This is a genomic window from Mesorhizobium sp. C268A (assembly GCF_040324475.1).
Lineage (GTDB): Bacteria > Pseudomonadota > Alphaproteobacteria > Rhizobiales > Rhizobiaceae > Mesorhizobium.
This window is the reverse complement of record NZ_JAMYVX010000003.1, coordinates 582,471-601,356: the sequence shown is the minus strand read 5'-3', so window position 1 is coordinate 601,356 and position 18,886 is coordinate 582,471. Positions and strand designations below refer to the sequence as shown.

Here is an 18,886-nt window from a genome sequence, read left to right as displayed (position 1 = left end):
TTCCGCTCATTGACTTTCGAACAAAGTTAGAACAAAATACGAACATATCAACAACAGGAGAGAGTTATGAGCGATCTTGTTCAGGACGTCGTTTCGTTGGTGTGCATGAGTGCGTTTCTGGTTTCCATGGCTGTCTGGATCGGCGCCATGTGATGCAACTGCGGTTCGCCGCACTGTTTTAGGCGGGCAGGAAGGCGCTGTGCCGTTAAGCCTTTCTTGCCGCCATGACGCTAGGCTGCCCCGCCAAGACAGGGAGCAAAAACCTCAGGTGTCGCCGATCGTGACGGCCCTTCTCGTGGCCGGTAATCTCGGACTGATTTTCCTTCTGATGACCGCGCCGCTCGGTTTGCGCACGGTGCGGCTGAGCCGCGTGGTTGCGGTGGACCGGCAGCGCCTCTGGCAGGCGCTGTGGCCGCTCGGCAGCGATGCCGGCTGGTCCGGCGAGATACTCTCGGCCCAGCCGCTGGACGGGCAGGGCACGGCCCGCATCCTGCTGTCCTGGGAGGGCCGGGGCGGCCAGCCGATCGAGCGAAGGTCGCGCTTCGAGGACGTCGTCGAAGGCAGTCGTTTTTCGATGCGGGTCATCGAGGATACCGCGCTCGACGCGTCGTTCTGGAAGGATTTTTATGAGACCACCGAACTCACCTCGGAAGGTGCCGGCACGCGGGTGACGCTCAGTCAGACCGATCGCTATCGCGGCGTCGCCTTCCTGGTGTTCCGCTACTTCGCCATGCGCCGCGAGCTCGGCAAGCTGGAGATCTGGGCGAGGACCGGACAGTATCGCAAGGGCGGCTGGTTCGAGCATCCGCTGAGCCAGGTCGGTTTCGCCGTTCTGTCGGCTTTCATCCTTTGGCCGTTCTTCGGGCTCAATCTCGGCGGCCTGGCGCTGGCCGCGATCCTGACCTCGGTGGTTGCCCTGCATGAGCTCGGCCACATGGCGGCCTTTCGGCTAACCGGTCATCGCAAGGCGCGGATGATCTTTATCCCGCTGCTCGGCGGCATCGCCATTGGCGGCCGGCCTTATGACAGCCGCTTCGAGGTCGCCTTCGTGGCGCTGATGGGCGCTGGTTTTTCCGCGTTCCTGGTACCGCTGCTGATCGTCGCCAGCGGGCTCGCATCCGGCGAGGGACATCGGCTCGCCGCGGCCCTTCTGGCGACGCTTGCCGGCTTTGCCGCGCTGTTCAACATCGCCAATCTGGTGCCGGTGTGGAAATTCGACGGCGGTCAGGTGCTGCGCCAGATCTGCCCGGGGCCGGCCGCCCTGGCGCTCGCCTCGTTTTCCCTGCTCTCGGCCTTGCTATGGCTTGGCTGGCTGGCCGGCTTTTCCCAAAGCTTTCTGCTGGTGGCGGGCGCCGTCTTTGCCATCCTCAGCCTGATGACAGTGGGTCGCGGGGTAAAACCGCGCCACGAATTGAAGCCGATCCGCATCTTCGACCGTTTCGCCATGGCCGGCGCGCTGCTGGCCGTCTTCGCCATTCACGGTTTCGGGCTGTTGTGGGCCTCGGCGCGGTTGCTTTGAGCGTTGGTCGAGGCGAGACTCAGCCGGCCTTGCGAGCCGGTTCTGCAGAAGTTGACTCCGCTGCCCCGAAAACATCCTCGAAGGCGGATTTCAGCGCCAGGTCGAAATCGCCCATGGTCACGGGCAGGCCGAGGTCGACGAGGCTGGTGACGCCGTGATCCGGCACGCCGCATGGCACGATGCCGCTGAAATGGCTGAGATCCGGCTCGACATTGACGGCAATGCCATGAAAGCTCACCCAGCGCCGCAGCCGGATGCCGATGGCCGCGATCTTGTCTTCAGCCGGCGAGCCGTCGGGCAGGGACGGGCGCTCGGGCCGCACCACCCAGACTCCGACGCGGTCCTCGCGGCGTTCGCCGCGCACATTGAAGGCGGCAAGCGTGCCGATGATCCACTGCTCGAGCGCGGCGACGAAGGCGCGCACATCCTCGCGCCGGCGCTTCAGGTCAAGCATGACATAGGCAACCCGCTGCCCCGGCCCGTGATAGGTGTATTCGCCGCCTCGCCCCGCGGCAAAGACCGGGAAACGGTCGGGGTCGATCAAGTCCTCGATGCGGGCGCTGGTGCCGGCGGTGTAAAGCGGCGGATGCTCGACCAGCCAGACCATCTCGGCGGCCGCACCCGTGCGGATCGCCTCGGCGCGCGCTTCCATCAGGGCCAGCGCATCGGTGTAGCCGGTCAGGCCGGGCTCGATGCGCCATTCGACCGGCGCCGAACCCGGCAAGGGCAGGAACGACGTGGCGATCTGGCTGCGTTCGGTCATGGCTTTTTCGTTTTTCGCGTGACGCACGCCGGCTTGGCGAAACCGGCTTGCGCTCTGGGGCCAAATGCATTTGCCCTTCATATGGCGGTATCCGGCTGAAACGTCCAGTTCGCCACGCATTTCGGCCTTCGCGCACGACCCCGAAGATAGGAACGATCTTCGGAAAGGATCATGCGCCAAATCAAAGTGCTGCAGCGTCCTTTGCGCGTCCCACAGGACGCGCGGCGCTGTAGAGGCCGATATGCCAATTCGCGGCGATTATTGCGCGCCGCGCCCTTGTTTCGCCGGAAACGATTTGCTACACGCCGCGAGCCGGTTCGTTCCGGCTCCTACCACGGGCGGTCGTGGCGGAATTGGTAGACGCGCAGCGTTGAGGTCGCTGTGGGGCAACCCGTGGAAGTTCGAGTCTTCTCGACCGCACCATAATTTTTCGGCCATTGAAATCATTGCGGCTTCTCAGGCCGTCGACGCCAAATCATCGCCTTTGGCGCTTGAACCGGCCGCAGCAGAGTTGCAACAAGAGGTCGCAGAGCCGCACGCGAACGCCATTTGGCTCGCACCGGCCAGCCTCCTGCACCGAGTCCCCGGCTTTGACGGTGGCGGGGCAGGGGATGTGGGTGACCTAAGCGGCGCGTCGTTGCGGGAAATGGAGACCCGGACGGGCTCGACGAGGGTCAACGGCCGTCACGACGGTGTGGTGGTGATCGCAGTAGACGCGATCCGGCGACGTCGGCCCGGCACAAAACCGGTAACCTCCGGGTACCGAGCGGTCTTCGCTCACCGGGAAGCGGCACTGGTTGAGGCCTAGCTGAATGAGGGGGACGTCTCTCGACGCTGGTCGGATATTTTCACGCATGATGGTTTTCAGTTCCTGGTTCATAGCCCTTGCCGGCTGACGACCGCGATGCGACCCGTCGGAGCGAGCTTCTCTCGTTTTGGAGGCTGTGGACCACATATGGTGCTGATCGCACCGTCAAAGAAGCCCGGCGCCCCGCTTCTGAAGCCAAATCGTTTGCGACTTAAGGCCACACCCGCGAGCGCCCGAAGCACCTGTCCGGCCGGGATTTGCCGGCGCGTCGTTGCATAGCCTCAGTCCGTCGCCGCCGATCGCTTGAAGACGATGGTGACCCTGGTTCCCTCGCCGGCACTCGACTTGACGTCGAATTGCGCCTTGGCATTTTCGGTCAGCGACCGCGCGATCAGGGAGCCGAGCTTGCCGGGCCTGGGCCAGGTCTCACCCGTCGGCAGACCGATCCCATCATCGGCGACAGTCACCCGGCAACCATCGCCGCTGACGACGCTGTGCAGCGTGATCGTGCCGCCCTCGCGCCCGACGAATGCATGTTTGAGAGCGTTGGTCAGCAACTCATTGACGACCAGGCCTGTCGGCATGGCAACGTTGATGGATACCGGATAGGTATCCACCTTAAGGTCGAGGCGGATACCTTCGACTGCGTGCGACGCCATGACGGCGGACGCGATCTGGCTAAGATACACACCAAGATCCACCTCATCCTTCTGCTGGTCAGCCGACAAGGTCTGGTAAAGGATTGCCAATGCGTCTACCCGGCCGGCAAGCCTTTCGAAACGCTTCTGGTCCGGTTCGGTGGCGTTGCGGGTTTCCATCCGGATCAAAGCGGTGATCATCTGCAGATTGTTTTTCACCCGGTGCTGCAGTTCGCGCAACAGGGTGTCCTTCTCCCGGATTAGCTCTTCCGCGGGTCGCGCGTCCTCGGTCTCACCGTGTGCCGTGACATCGACAAGCGCCACCAGCCGGAAGCAGAGCTTGCCGTTGTCGTCCTCGATCACGTTGGAATAAACGTCGACGATTGCCGGCTTGTCCTCGCCGCGCTCAAGACGAAATGTGCCGACGAAATCGGTGTCTTCAACAACAGCCTCGGCGAGCGGCCTGTCCTTCTGCCGATGAAGCCCCCTGCCGGAAAGGGCCGCCCAGTTTTCCCGCGCAAGCTTCGGCGCCTTGAGGTCCGAGAGCTTCTCGAATTCGGGATTGGCGTAGACGACACGCTCCTTCGCGATCAATTCCGAGACGGCGATCGCGATCGGCATCTGGTCGAGAAATTTCTTGAACTGGTCGCTTTCCAGCGCGGTGGCGAGGTCAGGCGTATCGAGCAATTGCTCGACAGCGTCAGCCTTATCGGAGTCTGTCATCTCGGCGCCTGCGTGATGCGTGGAAGCCATCAATATCAGGCATGCAATTCACCCGCCATCTCCAATATCGAAGGGATACGACAGCGTCACTACTGGTGCGGACCGCGTCGCGCAGGGCTCCACCGCCTGCTGCTCACGAGCGAATTGGACAGAAGGCATTTTTCTCAGGGCCGCCGAACTTTGAAAAGAAATGTCTATGGAATTTGTAGAATTACGCTTTGAATGGGATCTCGGTACTGCTCGCCGGCCTTGGCGGCCTTCGCCTCCTGAGTTGAGATCAGTGCTCTCGTTACCAAGCAAGTCGGCTCCCGATGAGGGAGTTGCTCCGCCGATCGCTGTGCGGCCGGCAGACGGCGGAGCATTGCCAGCAGCCCCGCGGCTTTAGAGGAAGAGGTTCCCATGACCAGACTTACCCCCGTAGAGCAGATCATCCCGGATGCCGATATTGTCCCGCTTACCGGACGCGTCGGCGCAGAGATCAGGAACATTCGGCTCTCCGGCGACCTGCCGCAGCAGACGGTCGCGGCGATCAACCAGATCCTGTTGCGGCACAAGGTGGTGTTCTTCCGCGACCAGGCGCATCTCGACGATGCCGGGCAGGAGCGCTTTGCCCAGCGTCTCGGCGACCTCGTCCCGCATCCGACGCAAGGTCCCGTCAAGGGAACGGCGTCCATTCTCGAACTCGATTCCAGCCGTGGCGGCGGCCGTGCCGACCAATGGCATACCGACGTCACCTTCGTAGATGCCTATCCGAAATTCTCCGTTCTTCGCGGCGTCGTCATACCGCCGGCCGGTGGCGACACGATCTGGTCGAACACCGCGGCCGCCTACCAGGACCTGCCCGAGCCGTTGAAGCTGCTGGCGGACAATCTCTGGGCCGTTCACAGCAACGTCTACGACTACGCCGCGGTGCGGCCGCGTGCGAGCGCCGCGGAAAAGAAGCACTTCGAGGAGGTCTTCACCTCAACGGTCTACGAGACCGAGCATCCGGTCGTCCGCGTCCACCCCGAAACAGGCGAGCGCTCGTTGTTGCTCGGCAATTTCGTGCAACGGCTGATCGGTCTGTCCAAGAGCGATTCAGCGCGGCTCTACGAGGTATTCCAGTCCTATGTCACCGCGCCCGAGAACACCGTACGCTGGCGCTGGAAAGCCGGCGATGTGGTGATCTGGGACAACCGGGCCACGCAACACTATGCCGTCAACGACTATGGCGATCAGCACCGGGTGGTGCGTCGCGCCACGGTCGATGGCGATATTCCAGTCAGCGTCGACGGCCGCCGCAGCGCCACCCGCACCAAGGTCGCGAAGCCGGCAGCCGACAAGGCGGCATGAGGCGCGGTCGAACGCGAAGGCCGCTGTTCAGGCGGCCTTCTTCATACGTGATAGTGTCTCTGCAACCACCTCACCAAACGACGACGGCGTCGGCACGATGATCACTCCGGCGTCCTTTAGAATCTCGACCTTCTCCTGCGCCGACTCGCCGAAGGCCGAGATGATGGCGCCGGCGTGGCCCATGCGGCGGCCTTTGGGGGCGGAGAGGCCGGCGATGTAGGCGATCAGCGGCTTCCTCATGTTGTCGCGCGCCCAGATGGCCGCTTCGGCTTCCTGCGGTCCGCCGATCTCGCCGATCATTACCACGGCGTCGGTGTCGTCATCCTGTTCGAACAGTTTCAGCATGTCCTTGAAGGACGAGCCGTTGATCGGGTCGCCGCCGATGCCGACGCTGGTCGAGACGCCGATGCCGAGCGACTTCATCTGCGACGCCGCCTCGTAGCCGAGCGTTCCGGAGCGGCCGACGATGCCGACGCGGCCAGGCAGATAGATGCTGCCGGGCATGATGCCGATCAGCGCCTGTCCGGGCGTGATGACGCCGGCGCAGTTCGGGCCGATCAGCCGCATGCGGTCCTCGTAGCGGTAGCGCAGCATGTAGCGCTTGACCTGCATCATGTCCTGCGACGGGATGCCGTCGGTGATGCAGACGCAGAGTTTAATGCCGGCGTCCGCCGCTTCCATGATCGAATCGGCGGCAAAGGGCGGCGGCACGAAGACAATGCTGGCCTCGGCGCGGGTCTCGCGCACCGCGCCCTTGACCGTGTTGAAGACAGGCAGGCCGAGATGCTTCTGGCCGCCTTTGCCGGGGGTGACGCCGCCGACCAGCTTGGTGCCATAGCGTTTCATGTCGTCGGCATGGAAGCTGCCGATCTTGCCGGTGAACCCCTGGACGATGACGCGGGTGCTGCGGTTGAGCAGGATTGCCATTTTCTCGACCTCCCTCAGGCTGCTTTTTTCTTGGTGGCCGCGCGCCATGCGGCGACGGCTTTTTCGGCGGCTTCTGCAAGCGTGCCGGCAACGATCACCGCCTCGCCGGAATCAGCCAGGATGCGGCGGCCTTCCTCGGCCCTGGTGCCGGAGAGACGGACCACCAGCGGCACGTTGACGCCGACCTCGCGGATCGCCTTGATGACGCCTTCGGCGACCCAGTCGCAGCGGTTGATGCCGGCGAAGATGTTGACCAGGATGGTCTCGACATTCTTGTCGCCGAGCACGGCGCGGAAGGATTTCGCCACCCGCTCGGGCGAGGCGCCGCCACCGATGTCGAGGAAGTTGGCCGGTTCGCCGCCGGCGATCTTGATCATGTCCATGGTCGCCATGGCGAGCCCTGCGCCATTGATGATGCAGCCGATGTTGCCGTCGAGGCCGACATAGGAGAGGCCACGGTCGCTGGCAAAAGTTTCGCGCGGATCTTCCTGGCTTTTGTCGCGCAGCTCGGAGATTTCCGGCCGTCGGAACAGCGCGTTCTCGTCGAACGACATTTTGGCGTCGAGCGCGATCAGATTGCCGTCGCGGGTCACCACCAGCGGATTGATCTCCAGCATCGAGGCGTCGTAGTCGCGGAACACCCGGTAGCAGCTGAAGATGGTCTCGGTCGCCTTGCCGATCAGATTGTGGTCGAGGCCAAGCCCGAAGGCGATTTCGCGCGCCTGGAAACGCTGCATGCCGACGCCGGGATCGACCGATGTGCGCAGGATGGAGTTCGGCGCCTTTTCGACGATGTCCTCGATCTCCATGCCGCCGGCAGCCGAAGCCACGATCATGACGCGCTCTTCCTTGCGGTCGAGGACGAAGCCGACATAGAGCTCCTGCGCTATGTCGACGGCTTCCTCGAGATAGAGGCGCGAAATCAGCTTGCCGCGCGGGCCGGTCTGCTGTGTCACCAGCTTGCGGCCGAGCATGGCTTCGGCGGCGTCGGAGATTTCCTCGTCATTGGCGCATAGCTTGATGCCGCCGGCCTTGCCGCGGGCGCCGGAATGCACCTGCGCCTTCAGCACCCATTTGCTGCCGCCGATCTCGCGCGCCCTGTAGGTTGCCTGCTCGGGGCTGTAGGCCAGCCCGCCGCGCGGCACATGCACGCCGTGGCGTGCCAGCAGTTCCTTGGCCTGATATTCGTGGATGTCCATTTTGTCCTCCCTGAACGGTCAATGCGTGGCGACGCGCGGCTCACTAGAGAATTGACCGGCGCGTTCGATTGCCTCGTTGACCACCAGAACATTGCGCGCCATGCGTTCCGACGCGGCGTCGATCATCTTGCCGTCGAGGGCGGCCGCGCCCTTGCCCTGCGCCTCCGCCTCCTTCAGCACTTCGAGGATGCGCCGGGCGCGGGTGACCTCTTTTTCCGGTGGAGAGAAGACGTCGTTGGCAAGCGCGATCTGCGAGGGGTGGATCGCCCACTTGCCTTCGATGCCCAGCGCCGCCGCGCGCCTGGCGCCAGCGATGTAGCCCTCCGGATCGGAGAAGTCGCCGAACGGCCCGTCAATGGCGCGCAAGCCATAGGCGCGGCAGGCGACGGTCATGCGCGACAGAGCGAAATGCCACTGATCGCCGGGATAGTCGGGGTTGAGGCCGCCAATGTTGACCGTGCGCGCCTTGCAGCTTGCCGCATAGTCGGCGACGCCGAAATGCATGGCTTCCAGCCGGCCGGGTGTCGCGGCAATCGCCTCGACATTGGCCATGCCGAGCGCGGTCTCGATCAGCGCTTCGAGGCCGACGCGGGTCCTGAAACCCTTTGCCATCTCGATCTGGTTGACCATGGCCTCGACCATGTAGAGGTCGGCCGGCACGCCGACCTTCGGCACCAGGATGGTGTCCAGCCGGTCACCGGCCTGTTCCATCACGTCGACCACGTCGCGGTACATGTAGTGCGTGTCGAGGCCGTTGATGCGCACCGAGACGGTCTTGCCCTTGGCGCGCCAGTCGATGTCGTTGAGCGCCTGGATGATGTTCTTGCGGGCGCGTTCCTTGTCGGGCGGGGCGACCGCATCCTCGATGTCGAGGAAGATGAAGTCGGCGGCGCTGTTGGCCGCCTTGTCGATCATTTCCGGGCTGGAGCCTGGAACCGCCAGCTCGCTGCGCTGCAGCCGTAATTTCTTGAGGTGGTTGATGGTGTGGCTCATTGTCGGCTCCTCAGGCGGCTTCGGCGACCGGCACGGCGGCCGAGGCGCGGAAGTGCTGGATGGCGGCGCCGACGCCGGAGCCGGGCGCCAGCCGTACGCCGCAGTCGAGCAGCGCCATTTCGGCGGCCGAGAGCGAGGCCAGCACCATCACCTCGTTCAACCAGCCGAGATGGCCGATGCGGAAGACCTTGCCGATCACCTTGTTGAGGCCGCCGCCGAGCGCGGTCTGGTATTTCTGGTAGGCGCGCTTGACCACATCGCCGCTGTCGACGCCGTCCGGCACCAGGATGGCGCTGACCGTATCGGAGTGCCATTTCGACGCCTTGGCGCAGAGCTTCAGGCCCCAGGCGTCGACCGCCTTGCGCACTCCTTCGGCGAGACGATGGTGGCGGGCGAAGATGTTTTCCAGCCCTTCCTCGGCGATCAGGTCGAGCGAGGCCCGCAGGCCGCGCAGCAGCTGTGTAGCCGGCGTATAAGGGAAGTAGCCGGCATCGTTGGCGCGGATCATGTCCTCGAAGGAGAAGAAGCAGCGGCGGTGCGTGGCGCTCCGCGAGGCCACCAGCGCCTTCTTGCTGACGGAGAGGAAACCGAGGCCGGCGGGCAGCATGAAACCCTTCTGCGAGCCGCTGACCGCGCAATCGACGCCCCATTCCTCCTGGCGAAAGTCGATCGAGCCGATCGACGAGACGCCGTCGACGAAGAGCAAAGCAGGGTGGTTGGCGTCATCGAGCGCGGCGCGGCAGCCGGCGACGTCGCTGGTCACGCCGGTCGCGGTCTCGTTTTGGGTGCAGAAGACTGCCTTGATGCGGTGCGCCTTGTCGGCCCTGAGCCGCTCGGCATAGAGCTCGAGCGGCACGCCGGTTCCCCATTCGCAGTCGATGACATCGACCTCGAAGCCGAGCCGTTCGGCCATGTCGACCCACAGATGCGAGAACTGGCCGAAGCGCGACATCAGCACGCGGTCACCGGGGCTGAGCACATTGGTCATCGCCGCTTCCCAGGCGCCGGTGCCGGAGGAGGGATAGATGAAGACGCGGCCGGTCTCGTTCTTGAACACCGTCTTGATGTCTTCGAACAGCGGTAGCGTGAGATCGGGGAAGGATGCTGCACGCATGTCCTCCATCGGCAGGTTCATCGCCTGGCGGACCTGTTCGGGAATGTTGGTCGGTCCGGGAATGAAAAGATGGGTGAAACCGGCCATGTCGCGAACTCCTCCTGATCCAGCAAAGCGGTGATGGGGAGTTTCGTTTCGACGGCTAATGGCAACAACACCTCAAGAGGTAACATCTTGCCGCGCGCGGGTGGGGGTTGCCTACCCGGGTGACCTACCCGCGGCTCATCGCTTTCCTACCCGAACGGCTGCTTCTGGGTACGCCGCTCGCGCGCATAGAGCGCGACGGCCATCGCCCGGTTGCGGACGTCGAGCTTGTCGTAGAGATTCTTGAGGTGATACTTCACCGTGTTCTCGGAAATCCCCGTACGCGTCGCGATCTGCAAATTGGTCCAGCCGTCGGACAGCACGGCCAGCAGTTCGCGCTCGCGCACGGTGAGCAGCGACAAGGGCGTGTCGTTGACCTTATTGATGTCGATGTAGGGGATGCAGATGCGTCCATGCGCGACGGCCAGGATGGTCTCGAAGATGATCGCTGGATCGTCGAACTGGAAGCAGTAGCCCTGGGCGCCGAGGCGCACGCACTGCTTCAGGATGCCGATGTCGTGGTCGTTGGAAAACACCGCGATGCGCACGCCGAGCTTGCGGCTGTGAACCTCGGCCAGCACATCGGCGCCGTCCATGTCGGCAAGCTTCCACCCGATGATTGCGACGTCGAATTCGCCTTCCGCTGCCAACTCAAGAAAATGCCTGCCGCTTTGCACGCAGGCCAGGAGCTCGAAGCGCCCGTCGCAGTCCAGCATGTCGCGCAGCGCCGATATCACGAGCGGATTGCGTTCGGCCACGACCACGCGCACGCGCCGTTCCTCGATTGCTTTCTGCGTCTGCGACCTGATCTTCAAGGGCTTCCGGCTGTTCTGGTTGTCGCCTAGGCGGGTCCGGCCTTTGCCTGAACCTGCATCATGACAATTCTGCCCCAACCGTGCTGGGGTGCTCTTTCCCCAGCGACATGCGCTGTCGCGCCGCCTGAATCCTGGGCGGCGTCATATCCTGATGAAATCGCTCTCGCCCATATGCAGGGCGGGGCGCATTTCGTTTGATATTACCGTGCGTTGCGCGCTAGACCTGACAGGCACCTTTTCCGAAATTCCCATGGCGGGAGCCGCTGGTGGAACGCCAGGACGACCACACGACCGGCGCCAAAGCCGCTGACGATGCCCACGCCGACATCTATGGCGAGGACGGCGCCGTTCTGTCATCATTCCTCGCCCAGATCGGGGCGGCGATCGCCGATCGCGATACGCTGACGCTGAAGCGCGAAGTCGACGACCTGCACCAGTCGGAACTTGGCGATCTGCTCGAGGCCCTGCACCCCGAACAGCGTCGCGCCCTTGTCGAACTGCTCGGCGCCGACTTCGACTTCTCGTCGCTGACCGAGGTCGACGAGGCGATCCGCCGCGATATCGTCGACAATATGCCCAATGAGCAAATTGCCCAGGGCATGCAGGACCTCGATTCCGACGACGCGGTCTACATTCTCGAAGATCTTGAAAAGGAAGACCAGGACGAGATCCTGTCGCAGCTGCCGTTCACCGAGCGGATCAGGCTGCGCCGCTCGCTCGACTACCCGGAAGAGACCGCCGGCCGCCGCATGCAGACCGAGTTTGTCGCCGTGCCGCCGTTCTGGACCATAGGCCAGACCATCGACTACATGCGCGAAGACAAGAACCTGCCCGAGCGGTTCAGCCAGATCTTCGTCATCGATCCAAGCTTCAAGTTGCTCGGCGCCATCGACCTCGACCAGATCCTGCGCACCAAGCGCACGACCAAGGTCGGAGACGTGATGCACGAGACGAGGCACGCCATTCCGGCCACCATGGACCAGGAAGAGGCGGCGCGGGACTTCGAGCAATACGATCTTCTGTCCGCCGCCGTCGTCGACGAGAACGAGCGGCTGGTCGGCGTGCTGACCATCGACGACGTCGTCGATGTCATCCAGCAGGAGGCCGAGGAAGATCTGCTGCGCATGGGCGGCGTCGGCGACGAAGAGTTGTCCGACAGCATTCTTTCGACCTCGCGCTCGCGCGTGCCCTGGCTGCTGGTCAACCTGTTGACGGCGTTCCTCGCGGCTTCGGTGATCGGGCTGTTCGACCGCACCATCGAGCACATCGTGGCGCTGGCCGTGCTGATGCCGATCGTGGCCGGCATGGGCGGCAATGCCGGTTCGCAGACCATGACCGTCACCGTGCGCGCGCTGGCGACCAGGGACCTCGACATCTACAATGCCGGCCGCATCATCCGCCGCGAAATGGGCGTGGGTTCCATCAACGGCATCATCTTCGCCGTGCTGATCGGCATCGTCGCGGCCGTCTGGTTCCGCGATCCCAATCTGGGCGGCATCATAGCGGCGGCGATGATCATCAACATGTTCGTGGCAGCCCTTGCCGGTATCCTGATCCCGCTATTGCTCGACCGGTTCAAGATCGACCCGGCGGTGGCGTCGGCGGTTTTCGTCACCACCGTCACCGACGTCGTTGGCTTCTTTGCCTTCCTGGGGCTGGCCACCTGGTGGTTCGCTATCCCTTGAGAAAGAGGCGTTGCGGGTTCAATTGACTTTTACGTAAATGTGGTGCGAGGCTTGCGCGGGGTTCCATGCCGAGTCCGGCTTGGAACGGGGTTGATCGGAATGCGTTGGAAATCCCGGGCGACCGGGCGTTTTCCGATGTTCCGACATTTGGAGCAAAGATGCGGGAATATTATTCGATCACCGAACTGACCCGCGAATTCGACGTGTCGACGCGGACGCTGCGCTTCTACGAGGATGAGGGGCTGGTGCAACCAGTCCGGCGGGGCCGCACAAGGCTGTTTCGCCCATCTGACCGGCATCTGATCCGCCAGATCATGCGCGGAAAACGGCTCGGCTTCTCGATCAACGAGATCCGCGAAATCATCCAGATGTACAAGGAACCACCCGGCGAGGTCGGTCAACTCAACCTGATGATCAAGCGCATCGAGGAAAAGCGCGAGGATTTGCGCCAGAAGCGCCGCGATCTCGAGGAGACGCTGGCGGAGCTCGACCAGGCGGAGGAGTCTTGCGTCGAGCGGCTGGTGGAGTTGGGGGTAAATACCTGAGCGGACCGTCGAGCGTTTGCGCGCCCGTCGCAAACGTTCGCGATTAGCGGAGCCCTTCCACACTTCGTCATTCTAGGGCGAAGCAGGAGCGAAGCTCCGTCGCGGAGACCCTAGAATCCATTCCGTGACATCGGTCGTGGAGTGCAGCGGTAGCGAATTCTGGACCATAGCAACGCTCTGGAGTCCCGGCATGGATCCTCGGGTCTGTGCTGCGTCGCTACGCTCCTTGCTCCGCCCGTGGATGACGAAGAGACGGATGCGCCAGCTAATCGCCAAGGTATACACCCCTGCCACGCCGCCTCAGATCCAGCGCCTGACCCGCTTCGCATAGTCGCGGTACTTCTTGCCGAATTTGGCGAACAGCACCTTCTCCTCGCTCTCGATGGCGACCTTCTGCGTTGCAAAAGCCGCGATCAGGGCCAGCGGCAGGAACCATATGATCCCCGAGACGAAGGCGACGCCGATCAAAAGCAGCGTGTTGGCCAGATACATCGGGTTGCGCGTCACGCCGAACGGGCCGGACGTCACCAGATGATCCGGCACGCCATTGGGGTTCATCGTCGTTTTGGCCCGGATCATGGTGCGGATAGCGGTGAACCAGAGGGCTGCGACGGCAAACAGCACCACAAAGCCGGCGGCAAACAAAAGGTCGCCCAAGAGGTCGCCGATCCAGGGCAGGGGATAGAACAGGCCGAGCGCGAAGCTGATGGCGATGGCGGCGATGTAGATCAGCGGCGGCCATGGGATCAGCCGTGGTCTCGGTAGATCGGGTTTTGCCAGCCCGGGTTTTGTGAGCTTGTCGGTCATTGTTGCCCTCCCTGCGTCATCGGGCTCTCCTCCGTCCTGGCGGTGCAGATGCCGGCGAGTTCACCGAGATGCGCTTTGAACTCCGGGGTCTGGTCGCCATTGTAGAGCCGGTCGAATGCCGCTTCGCTTTGCAGCGTGTCCAGCATGCACACACAATAGCTGGTGCAGAACTCCGTGTCGCGCTGCTGTTCGCAAGATACCTGGCATTCCTTGAGGAAGATCACTTCCCTTGTTTCGACGGGCGCCGGCGCAATCTGCGAGAACAGCCAGACGCAGCCGAACAGCAGCGGCTGGTGGATCAGGTAGAAAGCCAGGCTGTGGCGGCCGATGAAGGTGAGCGGCCTGGTCCAGCTTCCTGATCCCAGCGTGGCCAGCCGCGCCAGCAGGCCAGTGGTGGACGCAAACTTTGCCGCGGCGATGCCGAGAAGCACGGCGCCGAACCAGGGAAACAGCGGCACGTAATCATTGGAGCGCGGGTTGATCGCCGACAGGCCGACCCACCACAGCGCCGGATGATCGAAGGCTTCGGATCGGAGATAGAGGGGGACTGCGATCACCACCGCCGCCACGACCAGCGTCAGCCAGGAAGGCAGCCGCAGAAACAAAAGGCCGAGCAAGCTGGCCAGCGCGATCTGATGCAGGATGCCGAAGAAGATGAAGCTGTCCGGCGTGATGAAGTACGTGACCGCCGATATAGCGGCGGCCGCGACGGCGACCATGGCAAAACGTTTCCAGAAGCCGGTCCAGCGGATCTGCCTGCCATGAGCGAGAAACAGGCTGACGCCGACCAGGAACAGGAAGGTCGAGGCGATGCAGCGCGCATAGATCTTCCACCAGCCGACGGCGGTGAGGCCGGGGTCGGTGTAGTGGAAATTTTCGAGATCCCAGGTGAAGTGGTAGCTCGCCATGGCGATCAGCGCGATGCCGCGTACGACATCGATGGCGACGATGCGCTTCGGTTGATCTCGCTTCAGTTGATCTCCAGGGGGTGCGGTATGGATGCTCATGGTCTCGCGATCTGATTCAGCCCCAAAGACGACTATCACGGTTGCACCGGACAAAAGAAGGCCGCCCTCTACGCTCCGGGTCATGCCGTGCGGCTGCATCGGGCGGCGCTTTAGGCCAGAGCCGGAAAGCCTTTGGCCGAATTTGCTTTTTGCCGGGAAGGGGTCGGTTTCCTGTTACCGGCGGAGGAAGCGCCAGCGCAGATTTGGGCTGCGAGTCTGATTTGGGGATCAAATGTCAACCCATGTGCGCCATCCGATCTGGCTTCCGGCCCTGCGTCCGGCGGATGCGCGCACCTTCGCCTCGCTCTATGCGGTCGAATCCTTCGCCCGCGCCACGGTATCGAGCGTCATCCCGATCCAGGCTTATGAGATTCTGCACAACGAGCAGATCGTCTCGATCCTCTACACCATCGTGGCGCTGCTCGGCCTGTCGGTGACCTTGTTCATGCCGATGTTGATCCGCAGGTTTGCCCGGCGCTGGGTCTATACCGCCGGCGCCTGCCTGCTGGCGATAGGCTCGCTGTTCTTCGTCACCCACACGCTTGCCGGGCAACTGACAGGCATGCTGTGCCGCGTCATGGGGGCGAGCGCGCTGTCGATCACGCTCAACCTCTACATCATGGATCACATCCGCAAGACCGATTTCATGCATGCCGAATCGCTGCGCATGGCGTGGTCGATGCTGGCCTGGACCGGCGGGCCGACACTCGGCATCTTCCTCTACACACGCTACGGCATCTATGCCGCGCATGGCGCGGTCGCGGTGTTTGCGTTGGCCTTGCTGGCGCTGTTCTGGACCTACAGGCTGGGCGACAACCGGTCGATCCGGCCGGGCAAGACACGGCCGGCCAATCCGCTGGCCAATATCGGCCGCTTCGTAGCACAACCCAGGCTCAGGCTGGCCTGGCTGATCGCCTTCGGCCGCTCCTGCTTCTGGACGACGTTCTTCGTCTACGGGCCGCTGTTCATGGTGATTACCGGCGAGGGCAAGCTTGCCGGCGGCCTGCTGGTTTCGGCCGGCAATGCGCTGTTGTTCATGGCGATCTTCTGGGGCAAAGCGGGAAAACGCTTCGGCGGCCGGCGCACCATGACCTTCGCCTATTTCGCGATGTCGGCGACGCTGCTTGCGGCGGGCGCGGTCGGCACTACCGCGCCGCTGCTTACGGGCTTTTTCCTGCTCTGCGGCGCCTTCTTCACCATCGCGCTCGATGCACTGGGCTCGACCGCCTTCATGCGCTCGGTGCGGTCCTATGAGCGGGCGCAGATGGCCGCGGTCTACCGCACCTATCTCGACTTTTCCGAGCTGACGCCGCCGCTTGTCTATTCGGTGGTGCTGGCGTTTTTCGGCCTCGGCTCGGTGTTCGTGACGCTGGGCATTCTGGCCGCTGTTTGCGGCTTTATCACCTGGCGCTACCTGCCGAAGTCGCTTTAGTCGCCGATCAGGCGGTTGCCTCAAGCGCTGCATGCCGCTCGCGCACCCAGTTGTGGAAGCGGTGCAGATCGTACTCCTCCGGCATCAGCACGCCGGCCGCGTGACGCATGGAGCGCAGGCCTTTCTGGTTGATCTCGCAGATCGCGGCATCCTCCTCCAGCACCTGGGTGCCGAAGGCGACGACATTGTCGATGTCCGTCTCAGCCAGCGCCTCGGGCGCGAACAGCCATTCGGCGGTGAGTTCGGTCTGTTCGGGACCGAGCGGCATCAGTCGCACCGTCCTGACGTAATCGACATGGCCGACGATGAACATCGACGGCAGGCTGGTGGCATAGGTCTGTCCGGCCGCACGCTCGGCTGGCGTCAGGCCCGGGAAGACCGGGCCATGGGCATGTCCGTCGCGCGACCAGGTCTCGGCGCCGGCGCGCAGGCCACCCGAAAACTCCGGCGCGTCATTGTCGGCATGGCGGACCCAGTCGGGGTCGTCGTGCCGGCTCATCAGGCCGCGGCCGTATATCGGCACCAGCCGAGACAGGTCCTTGTGGACGCCCGGGCAATGCAGGCACTCGTTGAAGTTCTCCCAGAAGATCTTCCAGTTGCAGTTCATCACCTTGCGCAGGACATGGCCTGATACCAGCGTTTCCAGCGGCCAGTTGGCGAGGTCGCCGGATGCGGGATCGAAGGAGGTCCCGGCGGAGCCGGCCGCAGCCTGCTGAAGGTTCACAAAGACAAAACCGCGCCACACCGACAGCGCCACCCGGTAGAGCGGATGATCGGCCTTGTCGAAACCATCTGGCAGCGATTTCGAGGGAACGCGCACGAGATCGCCGCGCAGCGAGTAGGACCAGGCGTGGTAGGGGCAAGTGATGAGCCGCGCTTTCAGCCGGCCCTCGCTTTCCTGGCAAAGCTGCGAGCCGCGATGCCGGCAGGTGTTGTGGAAGGCGCGCAACTCGCCGGTGTCGTCGCGCAGCACGACGATTTCCTGCGTGCCGACGCGGAATGTCCTGAACGCCAGCGGCTGGGCGAGGTCGGCCTCGCGGCAGACGAGCAGCCAGCTTTTGTGCCAGATGGCGTCGAGATCGCGCTGGTAAGCCTCGCTATCCCAATAGGCCAACGACGGTAGCATCGGTTCGGCCCGGCTCAGGCCGTTATAGGGGTCGCGCTCGCTCGGGCTGGGATGCATGGCTGGCTTCCTATGAAGCGTCAGCCGACACCCCGGCAAATCGTTTGTCAATCAGAGTGCCGCATTGCCGGTTGCAGGCGCGGCGCATAATCATGTCGTAGACACGGGACATTCGGAAATTGGGGGGATTCGGAAAGTGGCCGCACGACAGATGTCGCTTACGCCGGAGCTGGTCGCGCGCTGCTGGCGCGAGATCAGGGACCCCGGGCCGGATCCGGACGCGATGCATCTCGATGAAGCCGACTATGACGCGCTGCTGGATGAATTGCAGGTCGAACTCCGGGATAGCGAACCGCTATGGCTGTTCGGCTATGGATCGCTGATCTGGAAACCGGAAATAGATTATGTCGAGGACCGCGTTGCCTTGGCGCGCGGCTGGCATCGGTCCTTTTGCATGAACATGACGCGCTGGCGCGGCACCAAGGACAGCCCCGGCCTGATGATGGCGCTGGACCGTGGCGGACAATGCAAGGGCGTCGCCTTTCGGCTGACCGACAATAACCGGCGCGAGCAGTTGGGCCGGCTTTTCCGGCGCGAAGTCACGCTGAAGCCGACAAGCTACCGGCCGCGCATGCTCAAGCTTGCAAGCGAGGCCGGACCGCTCAGGGCATTGGCCTTCGTCATCAACCGCAACGGCCTGACCTATTCAGGACCGCTCGACGAGGGCAAGGTCGTCGAAAGGCTGGCAACGTCCTGCGGGCACTGGGGGTCGGGCGCCGACTATCTCTACAACACGGTGAAAAACCTTGAAGAGCGCGGCATTCACGATCGCCATCTGTGGCGGCTGCAGCGGCTGGTTGCCGAGCGGATCACCGCGTTGAACCCGTAACGCCGCATGGCGCATTCGCGCTGTTGGCCGGCGGAATTTGGTTTGCCGGATGCGGCCGTTTCAGCCTATAGTCATGCATGTCGTCGGTTCCGTTAGGGACCAAGAGGGAATGCGGTGAGGGCTGACTTGTTGCCCAATGCCGTGGCTGCCCCCGCAACTGTGTGCGGTAGTCCTCTCCAAGCCACTGGGGATTTTTTCTTCGGGAAGGTGGGGAAGGGCGCTGATCCGCGAGCCAGGAGACCTGCCGGCGACAGGGAACTGACTTCGATGCCCTCGGGTGGAGGGCGAAAGGACAAGATATGAATACCGCTTCCGTCTCCCTCGGCGCTTCCGTCTCCTCGCAGTCGCGCTTCATGCAGCTCGTGCTTAGCGCGTTTCTGGGCATTTTCGTCGTCGGCGTTGTCGGTTTCTCGCACATCGATGCGGTCCACAATGCGGCGCACGACTATCGCCATTCGATGGCGTTTCCCTGCCACTGACCAG

At 63.4% G+C, this 18,886-nt stretch carries 18 protein-coding genes, 1 tRNA gene and 1 riboswitch; of the genes, 8 read left to right on the top strand and 11 right to left on the bottom strand.

Translation table 11 applies throughout. From position 1 onward, the window contains the following. Positions 1-268 precede the first annotated feature (268 nt). A complete protein-coding gene (locus NKL06_RS29770) occupies positions 269-1,519 on the top strand; it encodes a peptidase M50 (RefSeq protein ID WP_023690967.1) in 1,251 nt (416 codons plus the stop codon). Between the two features lie 19 nt (positions 1,520-1,538). Here the strand turns inward: NKL06_RS29770 and lipB are convergent, their stop codons facing one another. Next, on the bottom strand, positions 1,539-2,282 hold the full coding sequence (gene lipB, locus NKL06_RS29765; RefSeq protein ID WP_023670798.1) for a lipoyl(octanoyl) transferase LipB: 744 nt from the start codon (positions 2,280-2,282) through the stop codon (positions 1,539-1,541). A gap of 338 nt (positions 2,283-2,620) precedes the next feature. Between lipB and NKL06_RS29760 the strand changes: the two genes are divergently transcribed. Continuing rightward, positions 2,621-2,705 (top strand) — tRNA-Leu (locus NKL06_RS29760). 199 nt (positions 2,706-2,904) lie between these two features. Here NKL06_RS29760 and NKL06_RS29755 read toward each other — a convergent pair. Both NKL06_RS29755 and NKL06_RS29750 read right to left on the bottom strand, forming a co-directional pair. Continuing rightward, positions 2,905-3,237, bottom strand: a complete 333-nt coding sequence (locus NKL06_RS29755) for a GcrA family cell cycle regulator (RefSeq protein ID WP_081731649.1) — start codon at positions 3,235-3,237, stop codon at positions 2,905-2,907. Positions 3,238-3,371: 134 nt separating this feature from the next. After that, positions 3,372-4,451 carry a sensor histidine kinase gene (locus tag NKL06_RS29750; RefSeq protein WP_023690969.1) on the bottom strand — a complete coding sequence of 360 codons (1,080 nt, stop codon included), beginning with the start codon at positions 4,449-4,451 and terminating at the stop codon, positions 3,372-3,374. 399 nt (positions 4,452-4,850) lie between these two features. Here NKL06_RS29750 and NKL06_RS29745 point away from each other — a divergent pair, with 399 nt between their 5' ends. After that, on the top strand, positions 4,851-5,783 hold the full coding sequence (locus NKL06_RS29745) for a TauD/TfdA dioxygenase family protein (RefSeq protein WP_023690970.1): 933 nt from the start codon (positions 4,851-4,853) through the stop codon (positions 5,781-5,783). A 27-nt stretch (positions 5,784-5,810) separates the two neighbouring features. Here NKL06_RS29745 and sucD read toward each other — a convergent pair whose 3' ends face one another. From sucD to NKL06_RS29720, 5 genes are all read right to left on the bottom strand, one after another. Then, positions 5,811-6,710 (bottom strand): succinate--CoA ligase subunit alpha, encoded by a 900-nt coding sequence (gene sucD / locus NKL06_RS29740; protein WP_023690971.1) that lies wholly within the window; start codon positions 6,708-6,710, stop codon positions 5,811-5,813. Between the two features lie 14 nt (positions 6,711-6,724). Further along, on the bottom strand, positions 6,725-7,909 hold the full coding sequence (locus NKL06_RS29735) for a malate--CoA ligase subunit beta (RefSeq protein ID WP_023690972.1): 1,185 nt from the start codon (positions 7,907-7,909) through the stop codon (positions 6,725-6,727). Between the two features lie 18 nt (positions 7,910-7,927). Then, a complete protein-coding gene (locus tag NKL06_RS29730) occupies positions 7,928-8,902 on the bottom strand; it encodes an HpcH/HpaI aldolase/citrate lyase family protein (RefSeq protein ID WP_023690973.1) in 975 nt (324 codons plus the stop codon). Between the two features lie 10 nt (positions 8,903-8,912). Then, on the bottom strand, positions 8,913-10,103 hold the full coding sequence (locus tag NKL06_RS29725) for an aminotransferase class V-fold PLP-dependent enzyme (protein WP_023690974.1): 1,191 nt from the start codon (positions 10,101-10,103) through the stop codon (positions 8,913-8,915). Positions 10,104-10,249: 146 nt separating this feature from the next. After that, positions 10,250-10,915 carry a response regulator transcription factor gene (locus NKL06_RS29720; protein WP_023670791.1) on the bottom strand — a complete coding sequence of 222 codons (666 nt, stop codon included), beginning with the start codon at positions 10,913-10,915 and terminating at the stop codon, positions 10,250-10,252. A 266-nt stretch (positions 10,916-11,181) separates the two neighbouring features. Between NKL06_RS29720 and mgtE the strand changes: the two genes are divergently transcribed. Further along, positions 11,182-12,600, top strand: coding sequence for a magnesium transporter (mgtE, locus tag NKL06_RS29715; protein WP_023690975.1), 1,419 nt, complete (start codon positions 11,182-11,184; stop codon positions 12,598-12,600). A 158-nt stretch (positions 12,601-12,758) separates the two neighbouring features. After that, entirely contained in the window at positions 12,759-13,145 is a 387-nt protein-coding gene (locus NKL06_RS29710; RefSeq protein WP_023685221.1) for a MerR family transcriptional regulator, read from the top strand. A 300-nt stretch (positions 13,146-13,445) separates the two neighbouring features. Here the strand turns inward: NKL06_RS29710 and NKL06_RS29705 are convergent, their stop codons facing one another. Beyond that, complete coding sequence (locus NKL06_RS29705; RefSeq protein ID WP_031208020.1) at positions 13,446-13,952, bottom strand: methyltransferase family protein; 507 nt, start codon at positions 13,950-13,952, stop codon at positions 13,446-13,448. Then, positions 13,949-14,959 (bottom strand): heparan-alpha-glucosaminide N-acetyltransferase, encoded by a 1,011-nt coding sequence (locus NKL06_RS29700; RefSeq protein ID WP_023690977.1) that lies wholly within the window; start codon positions 14,957-14,959, stop codon positions 13,949-13,951. Before NKL06_RS29700 ends, NKL06_RS29705 begins: the two co-directional genes overlap by 4 nt. A gap of 232 nt (positions 14,960-15,191) precedes the next feature. On the opposite strand from NKL06_RS29700, the gene NKL06_RS29695 reads away from it, so the two are divergent. After that, a complete protein-coding gene (locus NKL06_RS29695; protein ID WP_023690978.1) occupies positions 15,192-16,391 on the top strand; it encodes an MFS transporter in 1,200 nt (399 codons plus the stop codon). A gap of 7 nt (positions 16,392-16,398) precedes the next feature. Here the strand turns inward: NKL06_RS29695 and NKL06_RS29690 are convergent, their stop codons facing one another. Then, positions 16,399-17,574, bottom strand: coding sequence for an aromatic ring-hydroxylating oxygenase subunit alpha (locus NKL06_RS29690; RefSeq protein ID WP_023690979.1), 1,176 nt, complete (start codon positions 17,572-17,574; stop codon positions 16,399-16,401). Positions 17,575-17,710: 136 nt separating this feature from the next. Here NKL06_RS29690 and NKL06_RS29685 point away from each other — a divergent pair, with 136 nt between their 5' ends. After that, positions 17,711-18,403, top strand: a complete 693-nt coding sequence (locus NKL06_RS29685) for a gamma-glutamylcyclotransferase (protein WP_032905606.1) — start codon at positions 17,711-17,713, stop codon at positions 18,401-18,403. Positions 18,404-18,470: 67 nt separating this feature from the next. Next, positions 18,471-18,666, top strand: a riboswitch (cobalamin riboswitch). 36 nt (positions 18,667-18,702) lie between these two features. Next, complete coding sequence (locus NKL06_RS29680; RefSeq protein WP_023670784.1) at positions 18,703-18,882, top strand: CbtB domain-containing protein; 180 nt, start codon at positions 18,703-18,705, stop codon at positions 18,880-18,882. The last annotated feature ends 4 nt before the right edge of the window (positions 18,883-18,886 follow it).